Source organism: Thalassococcus arenae (assembly GCF_019104745.1).
GTDB classification, from domain to species: Bacteria; Pseudomonadota; Alphaproteobacteria; order Rhodobacterales; family Rhodobacteraceae; genus Thalassococcus_B; species Thalassococcus_B arenae.
Map to the genome: position 1 here is coordinate 2,036,580 of NZ_JAHRWL010000001.1, position 23,274 is coordinate 2,059,853.

Here is a 23,274-nt window from a genome sequence, read left to right on the forward strand (position 1 = left end):
TGGAGGGTGCCGATGCGGTTTGCGCCAATGATCCTGATTGCCGGGCTAGCCGGGTTGACCGCATGCAGCGGTGAGCGCGATATCCGACTGCACGATCTGCGCACCAATTCCGGCCGGCCCGAGGAATTTTCGATCGTGCCGCGCAAGCCGCTCGAAACGCCGCCCAGCTTTGCGGAACTGCCGCAACCCACGCCGGGCGGTGCCAACCGCACCGACCAGACGCCGCTGGCCGATGCGGTGGCGGTCCTGGGCGGGAACCCGGCGCGCCTGACGCCCGGTGCCGGAATACCGGCCGGCGACGCGGCAATCGTATCCCGCGCCAGCCGGTTCGGTCGTGACGCGACGATCCGCGAAAAGCTGGCGGCAGAAGACCTGGATTTCCGGACCCGGCGGTCGCGCTTCACCTGGTCGATCGTGCCGACGGACGAATACTTCCGCGCGTATCGGCGCCAGTCGCTTGACGCCTACCAGTGGCTTGACCGCTATCGCCGCGCGGGTGCCAGGACACCGGCCGCGCCGCCAGAAGGGCGCTGACGATCACGACCGCGTCACGGCGACTTGAATGCCGGAACCCGGGCTGTATCTCTTGACGAAACCGCGATGAGAGGAGGCCGCGATGGCGCGAATTGCTGCGTGGATCATGGGTTTTGTGGTGCTGGCCGCTCCGGTTTGGGCCGCCAAGGACCTTGTGACGACATTCACGCTCGACAACGGCATGGAGGTGGTCGTGATCGAGGATCACCGCGCTCCGGCCGTCGTGCACATGGTCTGGTACCGCGCCGGATCGGCGGATGAGGAGCGCGGCGTATCCGGCGTCGCGCATTTCCTCGAACACCTCTTGTTCAAGGGCACAGACACGCTGGCACCCGGTGAGTTCAGCAAGACCGTGGCGGCCAATGGCGGCAACGACAACGCCTTTACCAGTTTCGACTACACCGCCTATTTCCAACGCGTGGCAGCCGACCGGCTGGGCCAGATGATGGCGATGGAGGCCGACCGGATGGTCAACCTGCGCCTGACCGAGGCCGATATCCTGACCGAACGCGAGGTCATCATCGAGGAACGCAACCAGCGGGTCGAAAACGACCCGGGCGCGCTGTTCATGGAGCAGCGCCGGGCGGCGCAGTATCTCAATCATCCCTACGGCACGCCGATCATCGGCTGGCGGCACGAGATGGAGACGCTCGATCTGGACGATGCACTGGCTTATTACCGCGAATTCTATGCGCCCAACAACGCAATACTGATCGTCGCAGGCGATGCCGATCCCGACGAGGTGCGGCGCCTGGCCGAGGAGCATTACGGCAAACTGCCACCGAACCCTGATCTGCGCCCGCGCGAGCGCGTCGAGGAACCGCGCCACCTGGCCGAACGTCGGCTGATGTTCCGCGACGCGCGCGTGGCCCAGCCCTATGTCGCGCGCAGCTACCTGGCACCCGAGCGCGATTCCGGCGCACAGGAAGAGGCTGCTGCGTTGACGCTGCTGGCGGAACTGCTGGGGGGCGGCCAGACCTCGGTCCTGACGCAAAAGCTGCAATTCGAAACGCAGCAAGCGGTCTACACCACGGCCTTTTACGATGCGACCTCGCTGGATGATTCGACGTTCACCCTGCTGATCGTTCCGGCCGCCGGGGTCTCGCTGGAAGACGCCGAAAAGGCGCTGGACGCGACCGTGGCGGCGTTTCTCGACGAAGGGGTGGACGAGACGCAGCTCGAGCGGATCAAATTCCAGCTGCGGGCTTCGGAAATCTACGAACGCGACAATGCCGAACGGCTGGCCCGACGCTATGGCGCGGCCCTGACATCCGGGCTGACCGTCGAGGATGTGCAGGCCTGGCCCGACATCCTGCAGTCGGTCACCCCCGAGGACATCATTGCAGCCGGCCGCAAGGTGTTCGACCGCAGAACCGCCGTGACAGGCTATCTGATGCCCGCCGAGGAGGTAACCCAATGAGAGCGCTGCTCGCCGTTCTGATCGCTTTGGTGCTGGCCCTGCCCGCGCGGGCGGAGATCGAAATCCAGGAAGTCGTGAGCCCCGGCGGGTTCAAGGCTTGGCTGGTCGAAGAACCGTCGATTCCCTTTGTCGCGCTGGAAATCCGGTTCCGCGGCGGGGCATCGCTGGATGCGCCGGGCAAACGCGGCGCCACCAACCTGATGGTCGGATTGCTGGAAGAGGGCGCCGGCGATCTCGATGCGCGCGGTTTCGCGGAAGCGGCAGAGTCGCTCGCCGCATCGTATCGTTTCGACGTGGGCGATGACGCCGTGTCGGTCTCGGCGCGGTTCCTGTCAGAAACCCGCGACGAGGCTGTCGCCCTGCTGCGCGCGTCGCTGGTCGAGCCGACCTTCGAACCGGCGGCGATCGAACGGGTGCGCGCGCAGGTTCTGGCGTCGATCCGCTCCGATCTCAAGGATCCCGACGCCATCGCCGGCGCTGCCTTTGATGCGGCGCTGTTCGGCGATCATCCCTATGGCTCGCCGCTGGATGGCACCGTCGACAGCGTCGCCGCGCTGACCCGCGACGACTTGCTTGCGGCACACAAGGCGGCACTGGCGCAGGATCGGGTGTATATCGCGGCGGTGGGCGATATCGACGCGGAAACGCTCGGTGCGGTGATGGACCAGCTGTTCGGCGATCTTCCGGAAACCGGCCCCGAACTTCCCCAGATGGTGGATGTTTCCACCGAGGGAACGATCCAGGTGGTTCCGTTCGAAACGCCGCAATCCGTGGCGCTGTTCGGTCATGCCGGGCTGATGCGCGATGATCCGGATTTCCTGGCGGCCTACGTCCTGAACGAGGTCCTCGGCGGCGGTGGTTTCGAGGCGCGGCTGATGAACGAGGTACGCGAGAAACGCGGCCTGACCTACGGGGTCTATTCCTATCTGGCGGCCAAGGACCGCGCCGCGCTGATTGCCGGGCGCGTGGCCTCGGCCAATGACCGGATCGCCGAAGCGATCGCGGTCATCCGCGACGAATGGCGCAAGATGGCCGAAACAGGGCTGAGCCAAGAGGAACTCGAGCAGGTCAAGACCTACCTGACCGGGTCGTACCCGCTGCGCTTCGATGGCAATGCGCGGATCGCCAACATCCTGGTGGGAATGCAGATGGACGATCTGGGTGTGGATTACGTCACCAACCGCAACGCGCTGGTCGAGGCACTGACGGTCGAGGACATGCAGCGCGTCGCGGCGCGCCTGCTGGACCCCGAGGCACTGTTCTTCGTCGTTGTCGGTCAGCCTGAAGGTCTGGATGTTCCCGGCTGATCCACGCCTGGGCGCGCACATGCAAAAGGGGGCCGTGTGGCCCCCTTTTCGTTTGTCCGACCGGTCAGATCAGTTCAGCAGACCGGCATGACGCAACGCCGCGTCGATCTTGACACGCGTGGGCTGGGTGACCGGCACCAGCGGCAGGCGCACCTCGTCGCTGCACAGACCAAGCCGCGACATGGCGTATTTCACCCCGCAAAGGCCCGGCTCGGTAAAGATCGCCTGGTGCAGCGGCATCAGCTTGTCCTGCAGTTCAAGCGCCTTGGCGTAGTCGCCTGCCAGGCAGGCGTTCTGCACCTGCGCGCAAAGTGCTGGCGCGGCATTGGCCGTGACCGAGATGCAGCCGACGCCACCCTGGGCGTTGAAGCCGTGGGCAGTGGCGTCTTCGCCGGAGATCTGCAGAAAGTCCGGCCCGCAGGTGATGCGTTGCTGGCAGACGCGCGCCAAGTCTCCGGTCGCGTCCTTGACGCCGATGATGTTCTTCAGCTTGGCCAGTTCGCCCATCGTCGCCGGCGACATGTCGACCACCGACCGGCCGGGAATGTTGTAGATGACGATCGGCAGGTCGACCGCTTCGGTCAGCGCGGTGTAATGCGCGATCAGACCGGCCTGGGTCGGCTTGTTGTAGTAGGGCGTGACGACCAGAGCCGCCTGCGCGCCGACCTTCTTGGCGTGCTGGACAAAGCGGATCGCCTCGGCGGTGTTGTTGCTGCCGGCCCCCGCGATGACCGGCACCCGGCCCGCGGCGGCATCGACCACTGCCTCGACGACGGCCTCGTGCTCGGCATGGGTCAGCGTCGGGCTTTCGCCGGTCGTGCCCACCGGCACCAGACCGTGGCTGCCTTGGTCGATCTGCCAATCCACCAGCCGTTTGAGCGTGTCGAAATCCACCGCGCCGTCCTTGAACGGCGTGACCAGGGCAGGCATTGACCCCTTGAACATGACACGCTCCTATCTTTGTTCCGTTTTCCGCCAAGGACCGTCGCGCCTGCCGGGAAAGTGAGTTGCCGCCCGGCCCGCGCGCACGATATCGTCAGCATGGCGTCTATTCCTGTTCACAGCGGAAATTGCAAGATCATGTCGCGCCTTCTGGTCGTGCTTGTCGGCCTCTTCCTGCCTCTGGTCGCCTTCGCCCAACAGGATGGCCAATCGTTGCGTCGCGCGATGGAAGCGATGCGCGCCGGCGACTGGGCCGCCGCGCAGATCGAGGCTCGCGGCGACGGTCAGGAAGCGCTGGACGTGATCCGATGGCACTACCTGCGCGCCGGTCGCGGCGACGTCGCCGAGGTGCAGGATTTCCTGGCGCGCAACCCGGATTGGCCGGGCCTGCCCTATCTGCGCGAAAAATCCGAAGCGGCGATGTCGGACGCGCCTTCGGACGCTGTTCTTGCCTTTTTCGAGAACGACCTGCCGCAGACCGGCACGGGTGCGCTGGCCTGGGCACGGGCACAGATCGCTCAGGGCGAGCGTGGCGCGGCCGAGGCCGGGATCGTGCTGGCCTGGCGGACCCTGTCGCTTGGCAGCGATGAACGGCGCGCTTTCGTCGAGCAATGGGGCGACCTGCTGAAACCGCACCATGTCGCGCGGCTGGACATGGCGCTGTGGCGGGGCTGGTCGTCCAACGCGTCGGCGATGCTGCCGCTGGTCGACGATGGCTGGCAGGCGCTGGCACAGGCGCGCATGGCCCTGCGTCAGCAGGCGGCCGGGGTCGACACGCTGATCGAAAAGGTGCCCGCGGCGCTGACAGACCACCCCGGACTGGCCTTCGAACGGTTCTACTGGCGTGAACGCAAGGGCCGTGTGGCCGATGCGACCGCGCTGATCCTGGAACGGTCCGCCAGCGCCGAGGCCCTGGGCGAACCCTGGGCCTGGGCACGGGCGCGGCGCGATCTGGCGCGGCGGCTGATGCGTGACGGCGCCGTGCAGGATGCCTACAACGTCGCCTCGCGGCACTGGCTGGTCGAAGGCTCCGATTTCCACGACCTGGAGTGGCTGTCGGGCTACCTGGCGCTGCGGCACCTGGACCGGCCGGACCTCGCGCTGGAACATTTCCGGACTTTTGCGGCCAGCGTCGAGACACCGATTTCGCTGGGTCGGGCGGGTTATTGGCTGGGCCGGGCGCACGAGGCCATGGGCGAGTCCGAAGCCGCGCAAGCCGCCTATGCCGAGGGCGCGCGCTGGCAGACCTCGTTCTACGGGCTTCTGGCCGCGGAACGGGCGGGGTATGGCCCGGACCCCGCTCTGGCCGGTTCCGAAGCTTTCCCGGACTGGCGTGGCGCGCCCTTCACGGCATCCAGCGTGTACCGCGCCGCGATCCTGCTGATCGCCGCGGGCGAAAACGCGCTGGCGGAACGGTTCCTTACGCATCTGGCCGAAAGCCTGGACCGCACCCAGATCGGCCAGATGGCCCAGATGCTGGGCGAGATGGGACGCCCGCACATGCAGGTCATGCTGGGCAAGCGTGCGGCGCAATACGGGCTGGAACTGCCCGGACCCTATTTCGCCCTGCATCCCGGTATCACCGGGCGCGAACACCCCGTGCCGGTTGAACTGGTCCTGGCCATCGCCCGTCGGGAATCGGAGTTCGACCCTTCGGTGATTTCGGGTGCCGGCGCGCGCGGCTTCATGCAGCTGATGCCCGGCACGGCGCGCGAGGTGTCGGGCTGGCTGGGCCTGGACTACGACGCCGATCGCCTGTTGTCCGACCCGGCCTATAACGCGACCCTGGGCGCGGCCTATCTGGCGGATCTGTCGGCCACGTTCGACGGCAACGCGGTCATGATGGCGGCGGGCTACAACGCCGGACCATCGCGCCCGATCCGCTGGATCGAAGAAAACGGCGACCCACGCATCGGCGCCATCGACATCGTCGACTGGATCGAGATGATCCCCTTTGACGAGACCCGAAATTACGTCATGCGCGTCACCGAAAGCCTGCCGGTCTACCGCGCCCGGCTGGGTCTCGACCCGCATCCGGTGCCGTTTTCGCAGGAACTCACCGGCTCAACCCTTCTGGCGCGCGCGCCACAGGGTGAATAGCCCCGCCGCGATGATGATCGCCGCGCCGAACGCCACGTTGGGGCGGATCGTTTCGGCAAAGACCACCACGCCGATCACCGAGGCGAAGGGCAGTTGCAGATAGGCGAAGGGCTGGACCGCGCTGGCTTCGGCCACCTCGTAGCACTTGATCAGGCACCAGTGCCCCACCGCGCCGGTGACGCAGAGCGTGGCCATCAGCGCCCAATCGGATGCGGTCATCGGTTCCCAGAACCAGGCGCCCCAGGCGGTGGCGGCCAGTGCGCCGACGGTGCCGGTCCAGAAGAACGACGTCGCGGCGCTGTCGCGGCGGGCGACGTAGCGGGTGAGCAGGCCGTAAAGCGCGAACATCGTCGCCGACAGAAGCGGGATCACCGCGTAGGGCGAAAACACCCCGGCATCGGGTTGCAGGATGATCAGCACGCCGACAAAGCCGATGGCAATGGCGCTCCAGCGCCGCCAACCCACCTGTTCGCCCAGGATCGGCCCGGACAGGGCGGCGATGATCAGCGGGTAGCAGGCAAAGACCGCGTGGCTTTCCACGAGACCGAGCAGCGTGAAGGCAAAGACCATCACGTTGATCTCGGCCACCAGCAGCACGGCGCGAAAGGCTTGCAACAGGGGTTGTTCACTGCGCGCCGCCTGCAGGAACCCGCCGGCCTTGCGGGTGGCCACGGTGATGACGAAGGCGGCAAAGAACCAGTAGCGGATCATCACCACCATCGCGGTGTTGTATTCCCGCGCCAGGTGCTGCGACAGACCGTCCTGGGCGGCGAAGATCAGCGCGGTGGCGATCATCAGCCAGATGCCGAGCGGGATGTTCTGCTGTGCCATGTCAGGGCATCCGCGCGGCGGTCATGTGGCGCTTTCGTCCGTATCCGGGCCGGCGTTCCACCTTGAAACCGGCGTTTTGCAGGGCGCGACGGACATGTCCTGCGGCGGAATAGGTGGACGCCGTGCCGCCGGGCGCGGTGTGCCGCGCGACCTGGGTCAGAAGCGCGGGGTCCCAAAGCTCGGGATTCTTGGCAGGCGAGAAGCCGTCGAGAAACCAGGCATCTGCGCGCCGCTCCCACAGCGGAAGCGTTTCTCGCGCATCGCCTTCGACCAGGGTGAAGGCGAGATCGGGCAAGACGATGGATGGCTTGCCCCAATACGGAGCAAGCGCGGCGGCGACACCGGCGAGCTCCGGGAACGCCGCCTGGGCGCGGACCATGTCGGCAGGCGGCAGCGGGTAGGCTTCGAAGCTGGTGAAGTGCAGCGTGCCCGACTGCCCCGCCGCGCGCCAAAGGGCCAGTGCCGCGAGCAGGTTCAGCCCGGTGCCGAAACCCAGCTCGGCGATGTGGAAACCGTCGTGGAACCGGTCGGGCAAGCCGTTGCCCGCAAGGAAGACATGCCGCGTCTCGGCCAATCCGTTCTCGAGCGAGAAATACGGATCGTCGAACCGGTCCGAGACCGGAACGTCGCCGCGCCAGGAAAGGGGCTGTTGCTGCATGGCATCCTGCCGTAGAGGAATGCCGCAACTAGGACATGGGCGGGGCCGATGGCAAGCAGGGAAGTAACGGTGCGCGGGGCAGGGATCTTTGGCCTGTCGGTTGCCTGGGCCTGCGTGACGCGGGGGGCCCGCGTGCAGGTGGTCGACCCGCACGGCCCGGGCGCGGGATCGAGTGGCGGGCTGGTCGGGGCCTTGGCTCCGCATGTGCCCGAAAGCTGGAACGCCAAGAAGGCGTTCCAGCTGGACAGCCTGCTGATGGCCGAGGATTTCTGGCGCGCGGTCGAGGCGGCGGGCGGCGTCGATCCGGGCTATGCGCGAACCGGGAGGCTGCAACCACTGGCCGATGACGCGGCGGTTGCACTGGCACGGGCGCGGGCGGACGGTGCCGAAGCGTTGTGGCAGGGGCGCGCCGTGTGGGAAGTCGTCGAGGCCGGCGACACGGGTGCGTTCGCGCCGCCCAGCCCGACCGGGCTTGTGGTGCGCGACACGCTGTCGGCACGGATGCATCCCCGTCGCGCCTGCGCGTCCTTGGTCGCGGCCCTGCAGGCGCGGGGTGTCGAGGTGGTGCCGGACGCCGAGGACCGGGGTGCGGTGATCTGGGCCACCGGCTGGCACGGCCTTCGCGACCTGAGCGCCGATCTGGGCCGTCCGGTCGGCGACGGGGTCAAGGGTCAGTCGGTGCTGCTGCGCTTTGCGGCACTCGCGGCGCCGCAGATCTTTGCCGACGGATTGCACGTGGTGCCGCATGCCGACGGCACGCTGGCGATCGGGTCGACCTCGGAGAGGGTCTTCGACGACGGTTCTGCAACCGACCGGCATTGCGACGGGTTGATCGAGCGCGCGGTGTCCATCCTGCCCGCGCTGCATGGTGCCGAGGTGCTTGCACGCTGGGCCGGGGTGCGCCCGCGGGCAGTGACGCGTGCTCCGCTTCTGGGTGCCTGGCCCGGACGGGCGGGGCAATACGTGGCCAATGGCGGGTTCAAGATCGGCTTCGGCATGGCGCCCAAGGTGGCGCAGGTGATGGCCGACCTGGTGCTGGAGGGGCGCGACGAGATCCCGGCGGCGTTCACATTCGACGCGCTGTTGTCGAAAGGCGCGCGCTGACGCGCGCACAGGATGTCTCGGCCCCGCCTGCGGCGGAGCCTGCGGGATGACGCGTATTTTCAAAAGAGAAGAAGGTCAGTCGAACTTGCGGGAAGGGGCGAGCACCTTGGCCTCGCCGATCAGCACCGGCTTGCCGTCGACAACGCATTTGCAGTCGAGCGTCACGCGGCGCTTGGCGACGTCGATATCGGTGACGGTGACGCGGGCCGTGACCATGTCGCCGGGACGCACGGGGGCCAGGAATTTCAATGTCTGGCCCATGTAGACCGTACCGTGACCGGGAAGCTGTTCGCCGATGACCGCCGAGATCAGGCCCGCCGTCAGCATGCCATGCGCGATGCGGCCTTCGAAAATCGTGTCGCGGGCGTAGTCGTCGTCGAGATGCACCGGGTTGCGATCGGTCGACACCTCGGCGAAGAGCTCGATATCGCGGTCGGTGATCACCTTGCGGAGGTGACGGGACATGCCCATCTCGATGTCTTCGATGCAGATCGTGCCGCGCGGCATGTTGTCGAGCATCTTTCCCTCCATAGCCCTTCGTCCGGTAACAATTATACACGGAAATGGTGTTTACGGTAATTTAATTACTTTGCGCGCGCAGAAAAATCAAGCGACAACTCAACGCAGGGTACCGATGGTGAATGTGGGATTGGCCTGTTCCCGGGCGAGAAACGCCGCAAGCGCCTTGGGGTCGGGCTGGTCGTCAGTGCGGGTTTCCGCGCGCGCCAACCCGCCCGAGATGAAAAGCGAATCGATGTCTTCGCCCATCGCTCCGGCGATGTCGGTCGCGATGCCGTCGCCGATGGCGAGAATCCCGGCGTTCTCCGTGGGCTTGTCGAGTGCCGCCAGGCGGCGTCGGGCGAGATCGTAGATCGGCGGATGCGGCTTGCCGAAATACAAGCTTTCGCCGCCCATTTCGGTGTAGAGCGCGGCCAGCGCGCCGGCGCACCATTCGCGGGTTTCGCCCCGGTCGACGACGATGTCTGGATTGGCGCAAAGCAGCTTGAGCCCCTTTTGCTTGGCGAACAGGAATTCGGGCCGGTTCACCGCCGGATCGGCATGGGGATCGAAAGGGCCGCAGCAAACGATGCCTTCGGCCTGTTCCAGCGCAACCTGTGTGATCGGCACCGGGTCGTCGATCAACTTCATCGGCTCGAAGAAGCTCTTGTCGAAATCCTGACCCATGAACCAGACCTTCTGGCCGACGGCTCCGCGGAACATCGCCGCGCGCGCGCTGTCGCCGGAAGTGGCGATGGCGTCCCAGGCATCGGCCGGCACGCCCAGCCGGTCGAGCTGGCGCGCGACCTCGGTCCAGGCGCGGGGCGCGTTGGTCACCAGCACGACCGTGCCACCGGTCGCGCGGTAGGCCCGAAGGGCTGCCACCGCAGAGGGGATGGCCGCGACGCCGTTGTGCACGCACCCCCAGAGATCGACGAACATCGCGTCGTAGCGGTGGGATATCTCGGACAGGGTCTGGATGATCTGCGTCATGGGGCCTCGCTGCGGTTCGACCCCCGGTGAAGCACGAAAAAGGGCGCGCCCGCAAGCGCGCCCTCGGCATTCCCCGGATTGCGGTTCAGACCTTGAGGTTGGGGATGATCTGCTTTTTCCGGCTCATGATGCCGGGCAGGATCACCGTGTCACCGGTCACGGTGACGCCAAAGCTCTTCTCGGCCACCGTCTTGACCAAATCGTTGGGCACCAGCAGCGTTGCCTGTTCGTTGAGGATGTCGACGACGAAGAGCAGCACCTGGTCGGCGCCATCTTCCCTTGCCACGTCGACCATCGCCGCCATCAGGCTGTCCTTGCGGTCGAGCACGGTCTTCGGCGCCGTGGTCTCGAGCACGGAGACGCGGAATTCCTTGCCGTCGACGGTGTATTCCTTGGAATCCATCCGCAGCAATTCGGCATCGGAAAAGGCCGACACGTCGGACTTGGCAGCGAACATCCGGGCGGCGTAGTCGGGGATCGACACGCCCAGTTCCTCGGCCAGCGCATGGGCGACGGCCTTGTCTTCCTGCGTGGTGGTGGGGCTGCGGAATTCCAGCGTGTCGGACAGGATGCAGGTCAGCATCGCGCCCTTGATCCCGCGCGGGGCCTGGGCCAGGTCCTTGCCGATCATCTTCCACATGATGGTTGCGGTGCAGGCCAGCGGCTCGATTCGGATCTCGATCGGGCCCTTGGTTTCCAGCCCGCCGACCAGCTTGTGGTGGTCGATGATGCCGCGGATGTCCGCCTTGTTGATGCCGGCCGGCAATTCCGCGGGATTGTTGGTGTCGACGATCACCACGGGCGCGCCTTCCGACACGTCCGAGATGATCTCGGGCTTGTCGAGTTCCCAGTGCCGCAGCATGAAGGCGGCTTCGGTGTTGGGTTCGCCCAGCAGCACGGGCTTGGCGGCTTCTCCCTTGATCTGGTTCAAGTACCAGGCCCAGATGATCGGGCTGCCGGTGCTGTCGGTGTCGGGGGATTTATGGCCGAAAACCTGGATGGTCATGGGGCGTCCTTGCTGAAAATGCCGGGTTCGCGCGCCTTCTAGCGGCGCAGCACGGCCTTGTCACCCCGCCTGAACAGGCTGCGACGTCACGCCCGACACCTGCCGCTTCTTCTCTTTTCCAAATACGCAGATGACCGATTGCCGACCGACGCGACGCGCGATGCAGCGCGGTGCACGCAGTGCCGGACGAAATGTCACCGCGGCAGGGGATGGGCGCTGGTGTTGTAATCCGACCAGTCGGTGATCTCGGGGTAATACATCTCGCGCCAGCGTCGCACGCGCGGGTTCATCACGCGACGCCAGAGCGGCGGCACCATCGCGGCCATCGTCATCACCGGATAGCCGTAGGGCAGTTGCGGCGCGTCGGCCTCGGTGTAGTTCTGCAGCAGAGGAAAGCGGCGATCGGGCTTGTAGTGGTGGTCGGAATGGCGCTGCAGGTTGATGAGCAGCCAGTTCGACGCCTTGTGTGCGGCGTTCCAGGAATGACGCGGCAGGACGTGTTCGTATTTTCCGTCGCCCAGATGTTTGCGGGTCAGGCCGTAATGCTCGACATAGTTGACCAGCTCCAGCTGCCAGATCGCGACACCGGCCTGCACCAGGAACAGCACAATACCGGTCCAGCCGCCAAGCGCAAAGGCCAGAAGCAGCATGACCAATTGCAGAAAGGCAAATTTCCAGAACGGGTTCGTGCTGTGGTGCCAGGGCAGGGTCTTGCGCGCCAGCATCGCCGCCTCGGCCTGGAAGGCAGACACCAGGCTTTCGCGCAGCACGCGGGGATAGAAGCGATGGAAACCCTCGTTGTAGCGCGCCGTCACCGGGTCGCGCGGGGTGCCGACATAGCGGTGGTGCACCAGCAGATGTTCCGACCGGAAATGCGAATACAACACCATCGCCAGCAGCAGGTCGCCCAACCAGCGTTCCAGCTTGTCCTTCTGATGCATCAGCTCGTGGGAATAGTTGATGCCCACCGTGCCGGTCATCACGCCGACACCGAAAAAGACGCCGAACTTTTCCCAGCCGTTCAGATGGGTCGCGCCGCTGACATAGGCGATCAGCCCGAAAAGCGAGACGAACTGCAGCGGCACCCATGCGATGGTGATCGCCTTGTACCAGAACAGTTCGTCCTCCGAGGTGTCCAGTTCCGCGTTTTCCAGGTTCAGACCCAGGGCCGCGTCCAGCGCCGAGAACAGGTACCAGGTGGCGACGATGGGCAACAGCACCCACAACCCGCCCCAAAGCGCTCCGATCCAGACCAGCGGGATCAAACCCAGCGACATCCAGAAGGGCAGGGCGGCGGAAAACTTGGCGACATCTTGATGCGCGATCATCATGGGCTCCGGCTGTCGGTCATGGGCCTTTCATAGCCCTTGCGCGGCACCCTGACCAAGCGTGACGTCACGCACCTTGCGCCAGATCAAAGGCCTTGCGCATCACCGTGGGCAGGTCGGCGGGGCGGAAATCCGGAGCAGGGATGAAGTCGCCGCGATCGGGCGCGCGGTCCATGGGCACCAACGCGCATTTCACGCGCAGGCGCAGGTGGAAATGGGTGAAGGTGTGGCGCGCCTCTTCGGACAGTTCCTTCCACTCGGCGCGGATCGGCGGGGCATCCTGCGGGTCGTCGGCCCAGTCCGATCCGGGCCAGCCCAGCATCCCGCCCAACAGCCCGCTGTCGGGCCGCCGTTCCAGCAGCCAGGCGCCATCCACCCGGCGCGCAAGATAGGCGATGCCGAACTGGGTGGGTTTGCGTTTCTTCGGCGCCTTCTTCGGCAACTCTGCCGCGGTGCCGTTGGCCCAGGCGGCGCAGTTTGTCCGCCACGGACACAAGCCGCAGGCTGGCTTTCGCGGCGTGCAGATCGTGGCGCCGAGATCCATCACCGCCTGGGCGTAATCGCCCGGTCGTGCGCGGGGTGTCAGCGACGCAGCCATCTCGGTCAGCACCGGTTTGGCCTGTGGCAGCGGTGTGTGTTCGTCGAACAGCCGCGCCATCACCCGTTCGACATTGCCATCGACCACGGTTTCCGGGGCGTCAAAGGCAATGGCGGAGATGGCGGCGGCGGTGTAGCGCCCGATCCCCGGCAGGGTCAGCAAAGTGGCGTGATCGGTCGGAAACACCCCGCCGAAATCGTCGCGCAGGACGCGGGCGCATTTCAGCAGGTTGCGGGCGCGGGCGTAGTAACCCAGCCCCGCCCAGGCGGCCATCACTTCGGCATCCTCGGCATCGGCCAAGTCGGTCACCGTCGGCCAGCGGTCGGTGAAGGCCTCGAAATAGGATTTCACCGCCGCGACCGTGGTCTGTTGCAGCATGACTTCGCTCAGCCAGACGCGGTAGGGGTCGGGGGCTACGCCGCGCGCGCGATCGGCGGGAGCCACGCGCCAGGGCATCGCGCGGGCGTGGCGGTCGTACCAGTCCAACAGGTCTTGCGGGGCGGGGCGGTCACGCAAGGGTGAGCATCCTTTGATCCGGGCGGTGCAGTCCGGGCTGGCGCGCCCGGCTGGGGTCACTAGAATAGGGTCGAACAGGGGGATTCAAGATGGCGACCCGGCAAACCACCACCTTCGGCTTTGCCCGCACGGCGAAATTGCTGGAAAAACGCATCCGCAGCGCAAGCGAAAGCCGCGGATTCGCGCAATCGCGCCTGCTGACCCATTGGGAAGAGGTGGCGGGCGCCGATATCGCCGCGATCTCTCGCCCGGTCGAGGTGAGCTATTCCAAGGGCGGCTTCGGTGCCACGCTGATCCTGCTGACCACCGGGGCGAACGCGCCCGTTCTGGAAATGCAAAAGGAAATGCTGCGCGCGCGGGTCAACGCGGTTTACGGGTTCAACGCCATCGCGCGCATCCGTGTCACGCAGACCGCGCCCACCGGTTTCGCCGAAGGACAGGCGGATTTCACCCACCGGACCAAGCCCGCCACCCGGCCCGAACCCGGTGCCGAAGATCGGCAGGCGGCGCGGGCCCAGGCTTCGGGCATCACCGACGAAGGTTTGCGCGCGGCGCTTGAACGTCTGGGCGCAAACGTCCTATCCAAGGCGCAAACCCGGGGCTGAGCCCCGCACCAATCCACGAGGCTGACCATGACCCGTATCCTTCCCCTGGCCATTGCCGCCGCTGCCGTGCTCGGAGCCGCGCTGTGGTGGTTCGTCCTGCGCGATCCGGCTCCGCAAGTGACGCAGATCCAGCCTCTGGGCAGCGCCGAGGCCTCCGAGGCGGACGTGAACACCGATGGCATCGTCGAGATGGTGCAGGGCGCGGCCGATGCACCGGTCGAGGTGATCGAATATGCATCGTTCACCTGCCCGCATTGCGGCACCTTCCATCAGACCGTCTATCCCCAACTCAAGGCCGACTATATCGACACCGGCAAGGTGCGTTTCGTCTACCGCGAGGTCTATTTCGACAAGTACGGCATGTGGGCGTCACTGATCGCGCGCTGCGCCGGGCCCGAGAAATTCTTCGGCATCACCGACCTGATCTACAAGACCCAGCGGGACTGGACGCGCGCCGGATCGGACGCCGCCATTGCCGAAGAGCTGCGCAAGATCGGCCGACTGGCCGGAATCGACAACGCCCAACTGGATGCCTGTCTCAGCGATGCCGACACCCTTCGCAGCCTGGTCGCCTGGTACCAGGCGAATGCGCAGAAAGACGGCATCAGTTCGACCCCGTCTTTCGTGATCGATGGTCAGCTCTACTCCAACATGGCCTATTCCGAGTTTCAGGGCATTCTGAACGAAAAGCTTGGGCAGTGACGGCGGCCGTGCCCCTGGCTTGCGCGCCGATCGGAGGGATGCCGCGATGATCCGGCGCACGATACTGGCGCGTCTCGGCGTATGTCTGGTGCTTTTGGGCCTGCTTGCCAGCCCCGGCGCGCAGGCCCAGCAGTCGCTGGTGGCCGAGATGAGCCTTGGTAACCCGCAGGCGCCCATCACGGTGATCGAGTATTCCAGTTTCACCTGCCCGCATTGCGCGAACTTCCACCGCGACGTCTTCCCTCAGCTCAAGGCCGAGTATATCGACACCGGCAAGGTGTCTCTCGTTTACCGCGAGGTCTATTTCGACCGCTTCGGTCTCTGGGCTTCGCTGGTGGCGCGCTGCGATGGCGCGCGGCATTTCTTTGCAATCACGGACACGCTCTTTGCCGAGCAGAAGGCCTGGATCGGCTCGGGTGATCCGCAGGAGATCATCGCCAACCTGCGCCGGATCGGCCGCCAGGCCGGGCTTGGCGATGACCGTCTCGACACCTGCCTCAGCGACAACGAACATGCGACGGCCCTTGTGGCTTGGTTCCAGCGCAACGCGGAGAGAGACGGCGTGCGCTCCACGCCCAGTTTCGTCATCAACGGAGACCTTTATTCCAACATGTCGCTGGCAGACTTCCGCGGCGTTTTGGACGGGCTGCTTGCACAATGACGAATGCGCCGCGCGGCCCGCTCGAGGGCGTGAAGGTCATCGAGTTGGCCCGCATTCTGGCCGGCCCCTGGGCCGGTCAGACGCTGGCGGATCTTGGCGCCGAGGTCATCAAGGTGGAAAGCCAAGGCGGCGACGACACCCGCGCCTGGGGCCCGCCCTTTGTCGACCGCGATGGCGACCGTTCGGCGGCCTATTTCCATTCTTGCAACCGTGGCAAGGCGTCGGTGGTCGTCGATCTGGCCAGTGCCGAAGGCCAGTCCAGGATGCGCGAACTGGTGGCCGACGCGGACATCCTGATCGAGAATTTCAAGGTCGGCGGGCTGGCCAAGTACGGGCTGGATTTTGCCAGCCTGAGCGCCGTCAATCCGCGGCTGATCTATTGCTCGATCACCGGCTTCGGGCAGGACGGGCCGTATGCGCATCGCGCGGGTTATGACTACATCATCCAGGGCATGTCCGGTTTCATGTCGATCACCGGTGATCCTGACGGCCAGCCGCAGCGCGCGGGCGTCGCGGTGACGGATCTCTTCACCGGACTCTACAGCGTGTCGGCGATCCTGGCGGCGCTGCACCAGCGCGGCCGCACAGGCAAGGGCCAGCATATCGACATGAGCCTGCTGGACTGCGCCGTCGCGGCGATGGCGAACCAGGCGCTGAACTACCTCGCCACCGGCACGCCACCGGGCCGGACGGGCAATTACCACCCCAACCTGACGCCCTACCAGGTCTTCGACTGCGCCGACGGGCATATCATCATCGCCACCGGCAACGACGCGCAATACCGGCGGCTGTGCGGGGTGCTGGGGCTGCAGGACATGGCCGAGGCGCCGGAATACCTGACCAATGCCGACCGTGTGCAGAACCGCGAGGCGATGATCGACCGCCTGATGGGCGCGACCCGCGCCTGGGCAAGTGCCGAATTGCTGTCGGCCTGCGAGGCGCAGGGCATCCCGGCCGGACCGATCAACGATATGGCTGCGGTATTCGCAGACCCGCAGGTGCAAGCGCGTGGGATGCAGATCGCGCCCGGCGGCGTGCCCGGCGTGCGTGCGCCCTTCCGGTTCTCGGATGCCGACCTCGTGCTGGACAAACCGGCGCCCAAGCTGGGCGAGGGCTAGTCGGCGACCAGATGGGTGCGGAAGGTCGCTTCCGCCCGGCCCCAGACGCCTTCTTCGATCCGGTCCAGCGCGGCGAGATGCGGCAATAACTGATCGGCGAAATCCTCGGAGCTTTCCAACGGCAGCAGCGACGGAAGATTGTCGATCGCCATGATGTCGAGCGGCGGCTTGTCGGCGACACGAACCACCGGTTCGGCCCAGCTGGTTGCACGATCGTATAGCGGGATCGGGTTGTAGTCGCTGTCGGGATCGCAGGCGATGTCGCCGATCACCCGCAGGTGTCGCGGTCCGGCTATCGCGGATTTCGGCACGAAGACCGGGGTGCCCGGCCGGGCCAGGATACAGTTGAAGAACATCTCGTGGCCCAGGATCTCGGGGAACGGCCCGCCATGGGCGGTTTCGGCCATGTCCCATTTCGTGACCGGCACGCCCATCGCCGTGCACAGATCGGTCGCGCCAGCGCCTACGCGCCCAAGCGCGCCGACGACCAGCGCGTTCGGGCGGGGACCCGCGGCCAGCAGCGCTTGCTGAAGCTCGGCCAGCATGAGGGGGGCGCTGTTCCAGGCCGTGACCGGCGCGCAGACGGCGCCGCGGTGCTGAGCCGCCCAGGCAAACAACGACACCGCCGCGCCGGCGTAACCGGCCCAATAGCCGAAGGCGGCCACCCGACGCCCGGTTTCGTCCACCAGGTATTCCAGGTCGTAAAGCGTGCCACCGCCTGCGCGGAACCGGTCGAGCAGTGCGCGGCCTGCATGCTGCCCCTTGAAGGCATGACCGAACAGGATGTGGCGGTGATGCAGCGGGCTGCCGTCGGCGGGCAGTTCCTTGAGCCCGAAGATCAGCGCATCCGCGGGCGCCTGCCGCCAGCTTCCGCGCGGGGCGATCGTCGCGCCGGCGGCGGCGAAATCGGCGATGGGCAGGATGCGGTCGTCGCTATCCTCGACCGTCACGGCGAATCCGCGGGCGATCAGGTCACGCACGCCTTGCGGCAGGATGCCGACCCGGCGTTCGTTGTCGCGTTCCTCGGCCCGTACCCAGAGATGCACCATCGTCCTTGTCCCTCCATCCTCTGCAGGCAGGCTAGCGGGCGGCAGCGGCGGGCGGAAGGGGCTCAGATATGGCTGCGGGCGTGCTGCCGGTGCGGGTCTTCGAGATGCGGCAGCGCATTGAACTGCACCAGTGCGAGGCCGGTCGGCAGGGGCTGAAGGCGGTGGACCGAGGTATTCTCTATCGCCAGGCAGACATGCGCCATCGCGGTCAGGTCCAGCCCCATCGCAACGCGCATCGCCATACCGATCAGACCGCCCGAGGTCACCACCAGCGCCCGCCCCCGGCCCTCGGCGATCTCGGTCAGAACCGCCGTCACGCGTGCCTCGAAATCGGCGAAGCGTTCCGGCACGCCGTCCAGCCTGTCCTCTTGCCAGTGGCGGAACAGCAGCGGCAGGTGCGTGACGAATTCTTCGCGGTCTTGTGGAATGGCGATGCCGTGCTGGTCCGACAAGGCCTGCGCCATGGTGAAATACTGCATCTCGTTCAGCCGTGGATCACGGGTCACGTCCTGCGAACCCATCGCCTCGGCGGTCTCGACATGGCGGCGCAGCGTCCCGGAATAGACCCGGGCAAAGACTTCGCCCGCCTCGCGGAAATGCCCGCCCAGCCAGGCCGATTGCTGTTTGCCAAGATCGCTTAGCCGGTCGTATCCACCCTCGTCTCGGGCGGTGCTGTTGGCCTGTCCGTGCCGGACGAGGGTGACGTGTGCCATGTCGGAAAAGCCGTGTCAGCCCTGGCTGCGCTCGATATGGGCGCGCAGCTCTTCGGCCTCGGTGCGGGCTTCGCGCAGGCCGTCCATGGCGGCCGATAGCTCGGCCTCGGTCTGCGCCAGCTGGTTGGTCAACTCGGCCTCGCGCTGTTGCAGGTAGGTGATCGCCTGGTCGCGGGTTTCCTCGGCCTCGTGCAGTTCCTGGCTCATCTTCTCGAGCTGGTCGACATCGGCCTGGCTGACCCGGCTGAAGCGTTGCATGATCCAGTGCGCGAACCAGCCCAGGCAGAACGCCACGAACAAGATCGCCGCCGTCACCAGTATGAATTGCGTTCTATTCATCTGCCGTTTCCTCTGTGGAACCGGTTCCGGCCCCTTGTTGTTCCGCGTTGTCCTGCGCGGTTCCTTCCTGGTCGGTGGTCTCGGGACGGATCAGCCTGAATTCGATCCGGCGGTTCGCTTCGCGGCCCTCTTCGGTGCCGTTGTCGGCAATCGGTTGGGTTTCGCCATAGCCCTTGACCGTGTAGCTGGCGACCAGCACGCGGCGATTGCGCAGCGCATCGAGAACGGCCTGGGCACGGGCCTGGCTGAGCTCCTGGTTCATCACTTCGCGGCCCTGGCTGTCGGTGTGACCGCCGATCTCGAGCGGGATGTCCTCGCACTTCCTCAGCAACTCCGCCACCTCGTCGAGGATGTCCTTGGCCGAGGCATCCAGTGTCGCCGACCCGGGTTCGAAGCTGAGCTTGCGGTCGCCGATGATCTCGACGATCCCGCGCTCGCATTCCTCGGGGGTGGGCAGACCCAAGGTCGGGTCCAGCTTTTTCTCATAGTCGATATCGATGTCGAATTTCGCCGTCTCGCCCAGTTTCTCGATCAGCAAGGCGGCGATTTCGGTACTGGCCTGTTGTGATCCCGTGATTCCGGTGACGGTGACCGCGTCCGGCGTGACCGTGACCGACCCGTTTGCGAGTTTGGCAAGCGCTTCGATGGCCGCGACTACCCTGACCTGCCAGCCCGCCGGCACGGTGTCATCGACCCGCGTCGCAAGATAGACGGTGGACGAGCCGAACCGCGCGCGGGCCAGGCTGTCGGCGGTCTGGCGCGCGACCTCGGAACCGATACGGCCGCGCAGTTGAACCGCGCCCTCGGGGCTCAGAACGGCCGAGAACTCGATCGGCCCGGCGCTGGTATCGGGTGTCTTTGGCAGCACGGCGTTCAGCGCGAAGACGTCCGGCAGCGCAGATTCCAGTTCACCGACGATACGGTCGAAAAGCGCCTGGTCGGTGCCTTCGGCGGCGACCAGGGCGATATCGGCATTTGCGAATGTCACAGAACCCTGGCCCAGTTCACCCAGCTTGGCGATGGCCAGTTCAACGGCGTCCGGCCAGCGTTTGGATGGCACGCCCAGACCGATCGTGCAGTTGCTCTTGCCTTCCAGACCGACCCGCGCGGCCGCCCGCAGGATGCGGTCGCGACCATCTTCGTTCTGTGCGGAACAGGCATCGAAACGCGGGCCGTTCTCGTCGATGACGAAGCGCAGCGCAAACGGCGAAATCACCGGGCGCGGCGCCGAGATCTCGAGCGCAAGACGCAGGTTTTCCGGCTTGCGGCGGGCAAGGTCGGCCTCGATCCGGCGCTTGTGTTCCTCGCTGTCGACCATCGCCTTGATGGCCACGCGATCCGCATCGACCGATATTTTCGAACGCGGCAGGTCGCGCAGTGCGCCTGTGGCGAAACGCAGGGTCGCAGACCAGCCGTCGGGTTCCGGAAAATCCGCGGCCTCGAGCAGGTCGGACACGCCTGCGCCATTCGCCATGTCCGAAAAGGTTTCGATCAGGGCCTGGCGATCCGTCGTGGCGGGCACCAGGCCAATCAGCGAGATGCCCGCGTCATTGCGCAGGATTTCGATGGAAAAGCGCGGCGGCGCGATGCCCTCGGCTTCGGCCACCAGCATCTGGTCGATCAACCGCGAGGCATCGACGATCCGACCCGCGACGCTCATCGCCTGGAACCGCGCCGCTTCGTCGGGCGCGGTGCCGATCAGGTAGACCTCGAGCCCGTTGACATCGGTTTCGGCCCAGCTGAGCCCTTCGGTTTCCAAAGCCGTGTCCACCGAGATACGCGAGGCATCCTCGATCAGCCGCACCGCGAACATCGCGGCCAGGACGCAGATCACCGCGGCTGCCGAGAAAATCCCGGCCAAGGTGAAAGCTGTGGAAAGGCGCATGGGCGCAGCGGGTCCTGTCGGTTCCGGTTGTTGAGAGTGACATACGCCGGGGCGGCGGGCTGTGCAATCAAACGACGAGCGCGGCGGCGAAAAGCAGCACGGGCAGAAGACCGGCATCCCGGTTCGACCGGAACAGTGACAGAAGCCTTTCGGAATCGTCGATTTTCAGGCGCCGCAACTGCCACATCAGGTGCCACCCCATCGCCCAGGCGCCGGCCAGCATCAGGACCAGATCCTGGATCTGTCCCGGCGGTGCCGCCATGATGATCGCGGCACCCATCAGCCCGACGGTCAGCACAAGGAATCGCGCCAGCCATTTCGGGCTGTCTTCGCCGAACAGCCGCGCGGTCGAGCGGATGCCGATCAGCGCGTCGTCCTCGGTGTCCTGATGCGCGTAGATCGTGTCGTAAAACAGCGTCCACGCGATCCCCGACAGGTACAAGACCACCGCCGGCCAGCCCAGGGTTCCGGTATGGGCGGTCCAGGCCAGCAGCGCCCCCCAGTTGAAGGCGATGCCCAGAAAGACCTGCGGCCACCAGGTGAACCGCTTGGCGAACGGGTAGATCGCCACTGGCAACAGCGACAGAACTCCAAGCGCGATGGCCATGGGCGGGAACGTCAGCAGGATTGCAAAGGATACGAGGCATTGCGCCACTGCCCAGGCCAAGGCCTGTTTCACGCTCACCTGACCGGACGGGATCGGACGCGAAGCGGTGCGCGCGACAGAGCCGTCGAAATCGCGGTCGGTGATGTCGTTCCAGGTGCAGCCGGCGCCGCGCATCAACACGGCGCCGATAGCGCAGCCCACGAAGATCCACAGATCGAACAACCGCGCTTGTCCGTCGGCGATCATCGCCAGCAGCAATCCCCACCAGCAGGGCAGCAGCAGCAGCCAGGTTCCGATCGGCCGGTCGGCGCGGCTCAGCCGCAGATAGGGCCGTGCGACGGCCGGCGCGTAGCGGTCGACCCAGTTGCCACGGACCGCATCGGCGACCGGCTTGTCGACGGGCCCGTCGACCTCTGGCGTTGTGTTCGGACCGGCCATATGGTGCGCCTCATGAAGCCCAAGGTTCGCCTGTATGTAGAGCACCCGCTGGGGGCGGGACAACCGGTTCCACTGTCGCGGGAGCAGGCCCACTACCTGTTCGGCGTGATGCGGCTGAGCCCCGGCGACGCGGTGGCGCTGTTCAACGGCCAAGACGGCGAATGGCGCGCCGAGGTGGCCGAAGCGGGCAAGCGCGGCGGCGTCCTGACCTGCGCGACGCAGACCGCACCGCAATCGGGACCGCCGGATCTCTGGCTGTGCTTCGCCCCGATCAAGAAGGCGCGCACCGATTTCATTGTCGAGAAGGCGGTCGAGATGGGGGCCCGGCGGATCGTGCCCATGCAGACCGACTTCACCAATTCCGAACGTATCCGCCAGGACCGGTTGCAGGCCCACGCGGTCGAGGCTGCCGAGCAATGCGGGGCGGTCTTCGTCCCCGAAGTGGCCGGTCTGCAAAGGCTCGACCGGTTGCTTGATGGCTGGGACGAGGGCCGGCAGATCCTGTTCTGCGACGAAGCGCAGGCCGGCGCGGCGATGGCGCTGCCCGACGAACCGACGACGCAACCCTGGGCCATTTTCATCGGTCCGGAAGGCGGGTTTTCCGATGCAGAGCGCGCCCGGCTGCGCGCCCTTCCGTTTGCAAGGACCATCGCACTTGGCCCACGTATCCTGCGCGCCGACACGGCCGCCGTCGCGGCGCTGACGCTTTGGCAGGACCGGCTGGGGGACTGGCGGTGATCCGCCCTGAAGCGGCGGCAATCCTGCACCGCTGGCGCGAGGCCTTGGCCGGTGTTGCCGTGCTGGGGCTGGGGCTCTACTGGGCGCTGTTCACGCGCGGTCCGCTGCTGGGATGGGTGGGCGTCGCCGTCGTGCTGTGCGGGGCGGCATTGCTGTTCGTGGGCTGGCAACGCGGGCGGTTCCGCACGGGCAGCGGCGGTCCCGGGATCGTGCAGGTGGTCGAAGGGCGCATCACCTATTTCGGGCCGCTCTCGGGCGGTGTCGCCGATCTGGAAAGTCTCGACGCTCTGCGCTTCGACCCCACCGGCCGGCCCGGACACTGGTTGCTGGATCAGCCCGGCCAGCCGCCGCTTGCGATCCCGGTCAATGCCGCAGGCGCGGATCAACTCTTTGATCTGTTTGCGCAATTGCCCGGGATACGCACCGAGACGATGGTTCGTGCCCGCACGAATGCGGGCGATCACGTCATCGTCATCTGGCAGGCTCCGACCGCGCGAAAACGCACAGCCCGGCTGCATTGACACCCGCGCGGTTTGCGACCATGGCTTGACCCCTGAACAGGCCGGCAAGGCAATCCGGAGGCG

Annotated in this window: 24 protein-coding genes; 11 read left to right on the top strand and 13 right to left on the bottom strand. The window is 66.2% G+C overall.

Going from position 1 to position 23,274, the window contains the following annotated elements; genetic code table 11:
• Window positions 1–12: 12 nt before the first annotated feature.
• The 3 genes from KUH32_RS10165 to KUH32_RS10175 all read left to right on the top strand — a co-directional run bounded on the left by KUH32_RS10165 (window position 13) and on the right by KUH32_RS10175 (window position 3,261).
• On the top strand, window positions 13–534 hold the full coding sequence (locus tag KUH32_RS10165; protein ID WP_217777906.1) for a DUF3035 domain-containing protein: 522 nt from the start codon (window positions 13–15) through the stop codon (window positions 532–534).
• An 82-nt stretch (window positions 535–616) separates the two neighbouring features.
• Window positions 617–1,954 (top strand): M16 family metallopeptidase, encoded by a 1,338-nt coding sequence (locus tag KUH32_RS10170; protein WP_217777907.1) that lies wholly within the window; start codon window positions 617–619, stop codon window positions 1,952–1,954.
• Entirely contained in the window at window positions 1,951–3,261 is a 1,311-nt protein-coding gene (locus KUH32_RS10175) for a M16 family metallopeptidase (protein ID WP_217777908.1), read from the top strand. The genes KUH32_RS10170 and KUH32_RS10175 overlap by 4 nt, the downstream gene beginning before the upstream one ends.
• 69 nt (window positions 3,262–3,330) lie before the next feature.
• Here the strand turns inward: KUH32_RS10175 and dapA are convergent, their stop codons facing one another.
• The gene (dapA, locus tag KUH32_RS10180; RefSeq protein WP_217777909.1) at window positions 3,331–4,206 is read right to left on the bottom strand and encodes a 4-hydroxy-tetrahydrodipicolinate synthase; all 876 of its coding nucleotides are present in this window, start codon (window positions 4,204–4,206) and stop codon (window positions 3,331–3,333) included.
• 135 nt (window positions 4,207–4,341) lie between these two features.
• Here dapA and KUH32_RS10185 point away from each other — a divergent pair, with 135 nt between their 5' ends.
• Window positions 4,342–6,303 (top strand): lytic transglycosylase domain-containing protein, encoded by a 1,962-nt coding sequence (locus tag KUH32_RS10185; RefSeq protein WP_217777910.1) that lies wholly within the window; start codon window positions 4,342–4,344, stop codon window positions 6,301–6,303.
• On the opposite strand, the gene KUH32_RS10190 is transcribed toward KUH32_RS10185, so the two are convergent.
• Both KUH32_RS10190 and mnmC2 read right to left on the bottom strand, forming a co-directional pair.
• The gene (locus KUH32_RS10190) at window positions 6,268–7,134 is read right to left on the bottom strand and encodes a DMT family transporter (protein ID WP_217777911.1); all 867 of its coding nucleotides are present in this window, start codon (window positions 7,132–7,134) and stop codon (window positions 6,268–6,270) included. The two genes, KUH32_RS10185 and KUH32_RS10190, sit on opposite strands and share 36 nt — an antisense overlap.
• Before the next feature lies 1 nt (window position 7,135).
• Window positions 7,136–7,792: a tRNA (5-methylaminomethyl-2-thiouridine)(34)-methyltransferase MnmC2 gene (mnmC2, locus tag KUH32_RS10195; RefSeq protein WP_217777912.1), complete on the bottom strand. Its 657-nt coding sequence runs from the start codon at window positions 7,790–7,792 to the stop codon at window positions 7,136–7,138.
• Between the two features lie 48 nt (window positions 7,793–7,840).
• On the opposite strand from mnmC2, the gene KUH32_RS10200 reads away from it, so the two are divergent.
• The gene (locus KUH32_RS10200; protein WP_217777913.1) at window positions 7,841–8,896 is read left to right on the top strand and encodes an NAD(P)/FAD-dependent oxidoreductase; all 1,056 of its coding nucleotides are present in this window, start codon (window positions 7,841–7,843) and stop codon (window positions 8,894–8,896) included.
• A 75-nt stretch (window positions 8,897–8,971) separates the two neighbouring features.
• Here the strand turns inward: KUH32_RS10200 and KUH32_RS10205 are convergent, their stop codons facing one another.
• The 5 genes from KUH32_RS10205 to mutY all read right to left on the bottom strand — a co-directional run bounded on the left by KUH32_RS10205 (window position 8,972) and on the right by mutY (window position 13,835).
• Entirely contained in the window at window positions 8,972–9,415 is a 444-nt protein-coding gene (locus tag KUH32_RS10205; RefSeq protein WP_217777914.1) for a MaoC family dehydratase, read from the bottom strand.
• A gap of 99 nt (window positions 9,416–9,514) precedes the next feature.
• A complete protein-coding gene (locus tag KUH32_RS10210; protein WP_217777915.1) occupies window positions 9,515–10,387 on the bottom strand; it encodes a TIGR01459 family HAD-type hydrolase in 873 nt (290 codons plus the stop codon).
• 85 nt (window positions 10,388–10,472) lie between these two features.
• Window positions 10,473–11,393, bottom strand: coding sequence for a manganese-dependent inorganic pyrophosphatase (locus KUH32_RS10215; protein WP_217777916.1), 921 nt, complete (start codon window positions 11,391–11,393; stop codon window positions 10,473–10,475).
• Window positions 11,394–11,587: 194 nt separating this feature from the next.
• A complete protein-coding gene (locus tag KUH32_RS10220) occupies window positions 11,588–12,721 on the bottom strand; it encodes an alkane 1-monooxygenase (protein WP_217777917.1) in 1,134 nt (377 codons plus the stop codon).
• A gap of 67 nt (window positions 12,722–12,788) precedes the next feature.
• Window positions 12,789–13,835: an A/G-specific adenine glycosylase gene (gene mutY / locus KUH32_RS10225; RefSeq protein WP_217777918.1), complete on the bottom strand. Its 1,047-nt coding sequence runs from the start codon at window positions 13,833–13,835 to the stop codon at window positions 12,789–12,791.
• A gap of 89 nt (window positions 13,836–13,924) precedes the next feature.
• Between mutY and KUH32_RS10230 the strand changes: the two genes are divergently transcribed.
• Genes KUH32_RS10230 through KUH32_RS10245 form a run of 4 tightly spaced genes read left to right on the top strand, consistent with a single transcriptional unit; the run spans window position 13,925 to window position 16,921 of the window.
• On the top strand, window positions 13,925–14,440 hold the full coding sequence (locus tag KUH32_RS10230; RefSeq protein WP_217777919.1) for a DUF721 domain-containing protein: 516 nt from the start codon (window positions 13,925–13,927) through the stop codon (window positions 14,438–14,440).
• Between the two features lie 27 nt (window positions 14,441–14,467).
• On the top strand, window positions 14,468–15,142 hold the full coding sequence (locus KUH32_RS10235) for a DsbA family protein (protein ID WP_217777920.1): 675 nt from the start codon (window positions 14,468–14,470) through the stop codon (window positions 15,140–15,142).
• Window positions 15,143–15,188: 46 nt separating this feature from the next.
• A complete protein-coding gene (locus tag KUH32_RS10240) occupies window positions 15,189–15,803 on the top strand; it encodes a DsbA family protein (RefSeq protein WP_217777921.1) in 615 nt (204 codons plus the stop codon).
• Window positions 15,800–16,921, top strand: coding sequence for a CaiB/BaiF CoA transferase family protein (locus tag KUH32_RS10245; protein ID WP_217777922.1), 1,122 nt, complete (start codon window positions 15,800–15,802; stop codon window positions 16,919–16,921). Before KUH32_RS10240 ends, KUH32_RS10245 begins: the two co-directional genes overlap by 4 nt.
• On the opposite strand, the gene KUH32_RS10250 is transcribed toward KUH32_RS10245, so the two are convergent.
• The 5 genes from KUH32_RS10250 to ubiA form a co-directional block, all read right to left on the bottom strand.
• The gene (locus tag KUH32_RS10250; protein WP_217777923.1) at window positions 16,918–17,970 is read right to left on the bottom strand and encodes a saccharopine dehydrogenase; all 1,053 of its coding nucleotides are present in this window, start codon (window positions 17,968–17,970) and stop codon (window positions 16,918–16,920) included. The genes KUH32_RS10245 and KUH32_RS10250 overlap by 4 nt on opposite strands.
• Before the next feature lie 62 nt (window positions 17,971–18,032).
• Window positions 18,033–18,683: a histidine phosphatase family protein gene (locus KUH32_RS10255; protein ID WP_217777924.1), complete on the bottom strand. Its 651-nt coding sequence runs from the start codon at window positions 18,681–18,683 to the stop codon at window positions 18,033–18,035.
• Window positions 18,684–18,698: 15 nt separating this feature from the next.
• Window positions 18,699–19,022 carry a hypothetical protein gene (locus KUH32_RS10260; RefSeq protein ID WP_217777925.1) on the bottom strand — a complete coding sequence of 108 codons (324 nt, stop codon included), beginning with the start codon at window positions 19,020–19,022 and terminating at the stop codon, window positions 18,699–18,701.
• Window positions 19,015–20,907 (bottom strand): OmpA family protein, encoded by a 1,893-nt coding sequence (locus KUH32_RS10265; protein ID WP_217777926.1) that lies wholly within the window; start codon window positions 20,905–20,907, stop codon window positions 19,015–19,017. The genes KUH32_RS10260 and KUH32_RS10265 overlap by 8 nt, the downstream gene beginning before the upstream one ends.
• Before the next feature lie 67 nt (window positions 20,908–20,974).
• Complete coding sequence (ubiA, locus tag KUH32_RS10270; RefSeq protein ID WP_217777927.1) at window positions 20,975–21,952, bottom strand: 4-hydroxybenzoate octaprenyltransferase; 978 nt, start codon at window positions 21,950–21,952, stop codon at window positions 20,975–20,977.
• A gap of 12 nt (window positions 21,953–21,964) precedes the next feature.
• Here ubiA and KUH32_RS10275 point away from each other — a divergent pair, with 12 nt between their 5' ends.
• Window positions 21,965–22,690 carry a 16S rRNA (uracil(1498)-N(3))-methyltransferase gene (locus KUH32_RS10275; protein WP_217777928.1) on the top strand — a complete coding sequence of 242 codons (726 nt, stop codon included), beginning with the start codon at window positions 21,965–21,967 and terminating at the stop codon, window positions 22,688–22,690.
• The gene (locus KUH32_RS10280) at window positions 22,687–23,211 is read left to right on the top strand and encodes a hypothetical protein (protein ID WP_348541101.1); all 525 of its coding nucleotides are present in this window, start codon (window positions 22,687–22,689) and stop codon (window positions 23,209–23,211) included. The genes KUH32_RS10275 and KUH32_RS10280 overlap by 4 nt, the downstream gene beginning before the upstream one ends.
• The last annotated feature ends 63 nt before the right edge of the window (window positions 23,212–23,274 follow it).

Coding starts and splice junctions, on each gene's coding strand:
- KUH32_RS10265 (WP_217777926.1), bottom strand. CDS start 20,907: ATGCGCCTTTCCACAGCTTTCACCTTGGCCGGGATTTTCTCGGCAGCC.
- KUH32_RS10170 (WP_217777907.1), top strand. CDS start 617: ATGGCGCGAATTGCTGCGTGGATCATGGGTTTTGTGGTGCTGGCCGCT.
- KUH32_RS10255 (WP_217777924.1), bottom strand. CDS start 18,683: ATGGCACACGTCACCCTCGTCCGGCACGGACAGGCCAACAGCACCGCC.
- KUH32_RS10175 (WP_217777908.1), top strand. CDS start 1,951: ATGAGAGCGCTGCTCGCCGTTCTGATCGCTTTGGTGCTGGCCCTGCCC.
- KUH32_RS10215 (WP_217777916.1), bottom strand. CDS start 11,393: ATGACCATCCAGGTTTTCGGCCATAAATCCCCCGACACCGACAGCACC.
- KUH32_RS10245 (WP_217777922.1), top strand. CDS start 15,800: ATGACGAATGCGCCGCGCGGCCCGCTCGAGGGCGTGAAGGTCATCGAG.
- KUH32_RS10260 (WP_217777925.1), bottom strand. CDS start 19,022: ATGAATAGAACGCAATTCATACTGGTGACGGCGGCGATCTTGTTCGTG.
- KUH32_RS10235 (WP_217777920.1), top strand. CDS start 14,468: ATGACCCGTATCCTTCCCCTGGCCATTGCCGCCGCTGCCGTGCTCGGA.
- KUH32_RS10205 (WP_217777914.1), bottom strand. CDS start 9,415: ATGCTCGACAACATGCCGCGCGGCACGATCTGCATCGAAGACATCGAG.
- ubiA (WP_217777927.1), bottom strand. CDS start 21,952: ATGGCCGGTCCGAACACAACGCCAGAGGTCGACGGGCCCGTCGACAAG.
- KUH32_RS10210 (WP_217777915.1), bottom strand. CDS start 10,387: ATGACGCAGATCATCCAGACCCTGTCCGAGATATCCCACCGCTACGAC.
- KUH32_RS10250 (WP_217777923.1), bottom strand. CDS start 17,970: ATGGTGCATCTCTGGGTACGGGCCGAGGAACGCGACAACGAACGCCGG.
- KUH32_RS10200 (WP_217777913.1), top strand. CDS start 7,841: ATGGCAAGCAGGGAAGTAACGGTGCGCGGGGCAGGGATCTTTGGCCTG.
- KUH32_RS10220 (WP_217777917.1), bottom strand. CDS start 12,721: ATGATCGCGCATCAAGATGTCGCCAAGTTTTCCGCCGCCCTGCCCTTC.
- KUH32_RS10165 (WP_217777906.1), top strand. CDS start 13: ATGCGGTTTGCGCCAATGATCCTGATTGCCGGGCTAGCCGGGTTGACC.
- KUH32_RS10230 (WP_217777919.1), top strand. CDS start 13,925: ATGGCGACCCGGCAAACCACCACCTTCGGCTTTGCCCGCACGGCGAAA.
- KUH32_RS10185 (WP_217777910.1), top strand. CDS start 4,342: ATGTCGCGCCTTCTGGTCGTGCTTGTCGGCCTCTTCCTGCCTCTGGTC.
- KUH32_RS10240 (WP_217777921.1), top strand. CDS start 15,189: ATGATCCGGCGCACGATACTGGCGCGTCTCGGCGTATGTCTGGTGCTT.
- dapA (WP_217777909.1), bottom strand. CDS start 4,206: ATGTTCAAGGGGTCAATGCCTGCCCTGGTCACGCCGTTCAAGGACGGC.
- mnmC2 (WP_217777912.1), bottom strand. CDS start 7,792: ATGCAGCAACAGCCCCTTTCCTGGCGCGGCGACGTTCCGGTCTCGGAC.
- KUH32_RS10275 (WP_217777928.1), top strand. CDS start 21,965: ATGAAGCCCAAGGTTCGCCTGTATGTAGAGCACCCGCTGGGGGCGGGA.
- KUH32_RS10190 (WP_217777911.1), bottom strand. CDS start 7,134: ATGGCACAGCAGAACATCCCGCTCGGCATCTGGCTGATGATCGCCACC.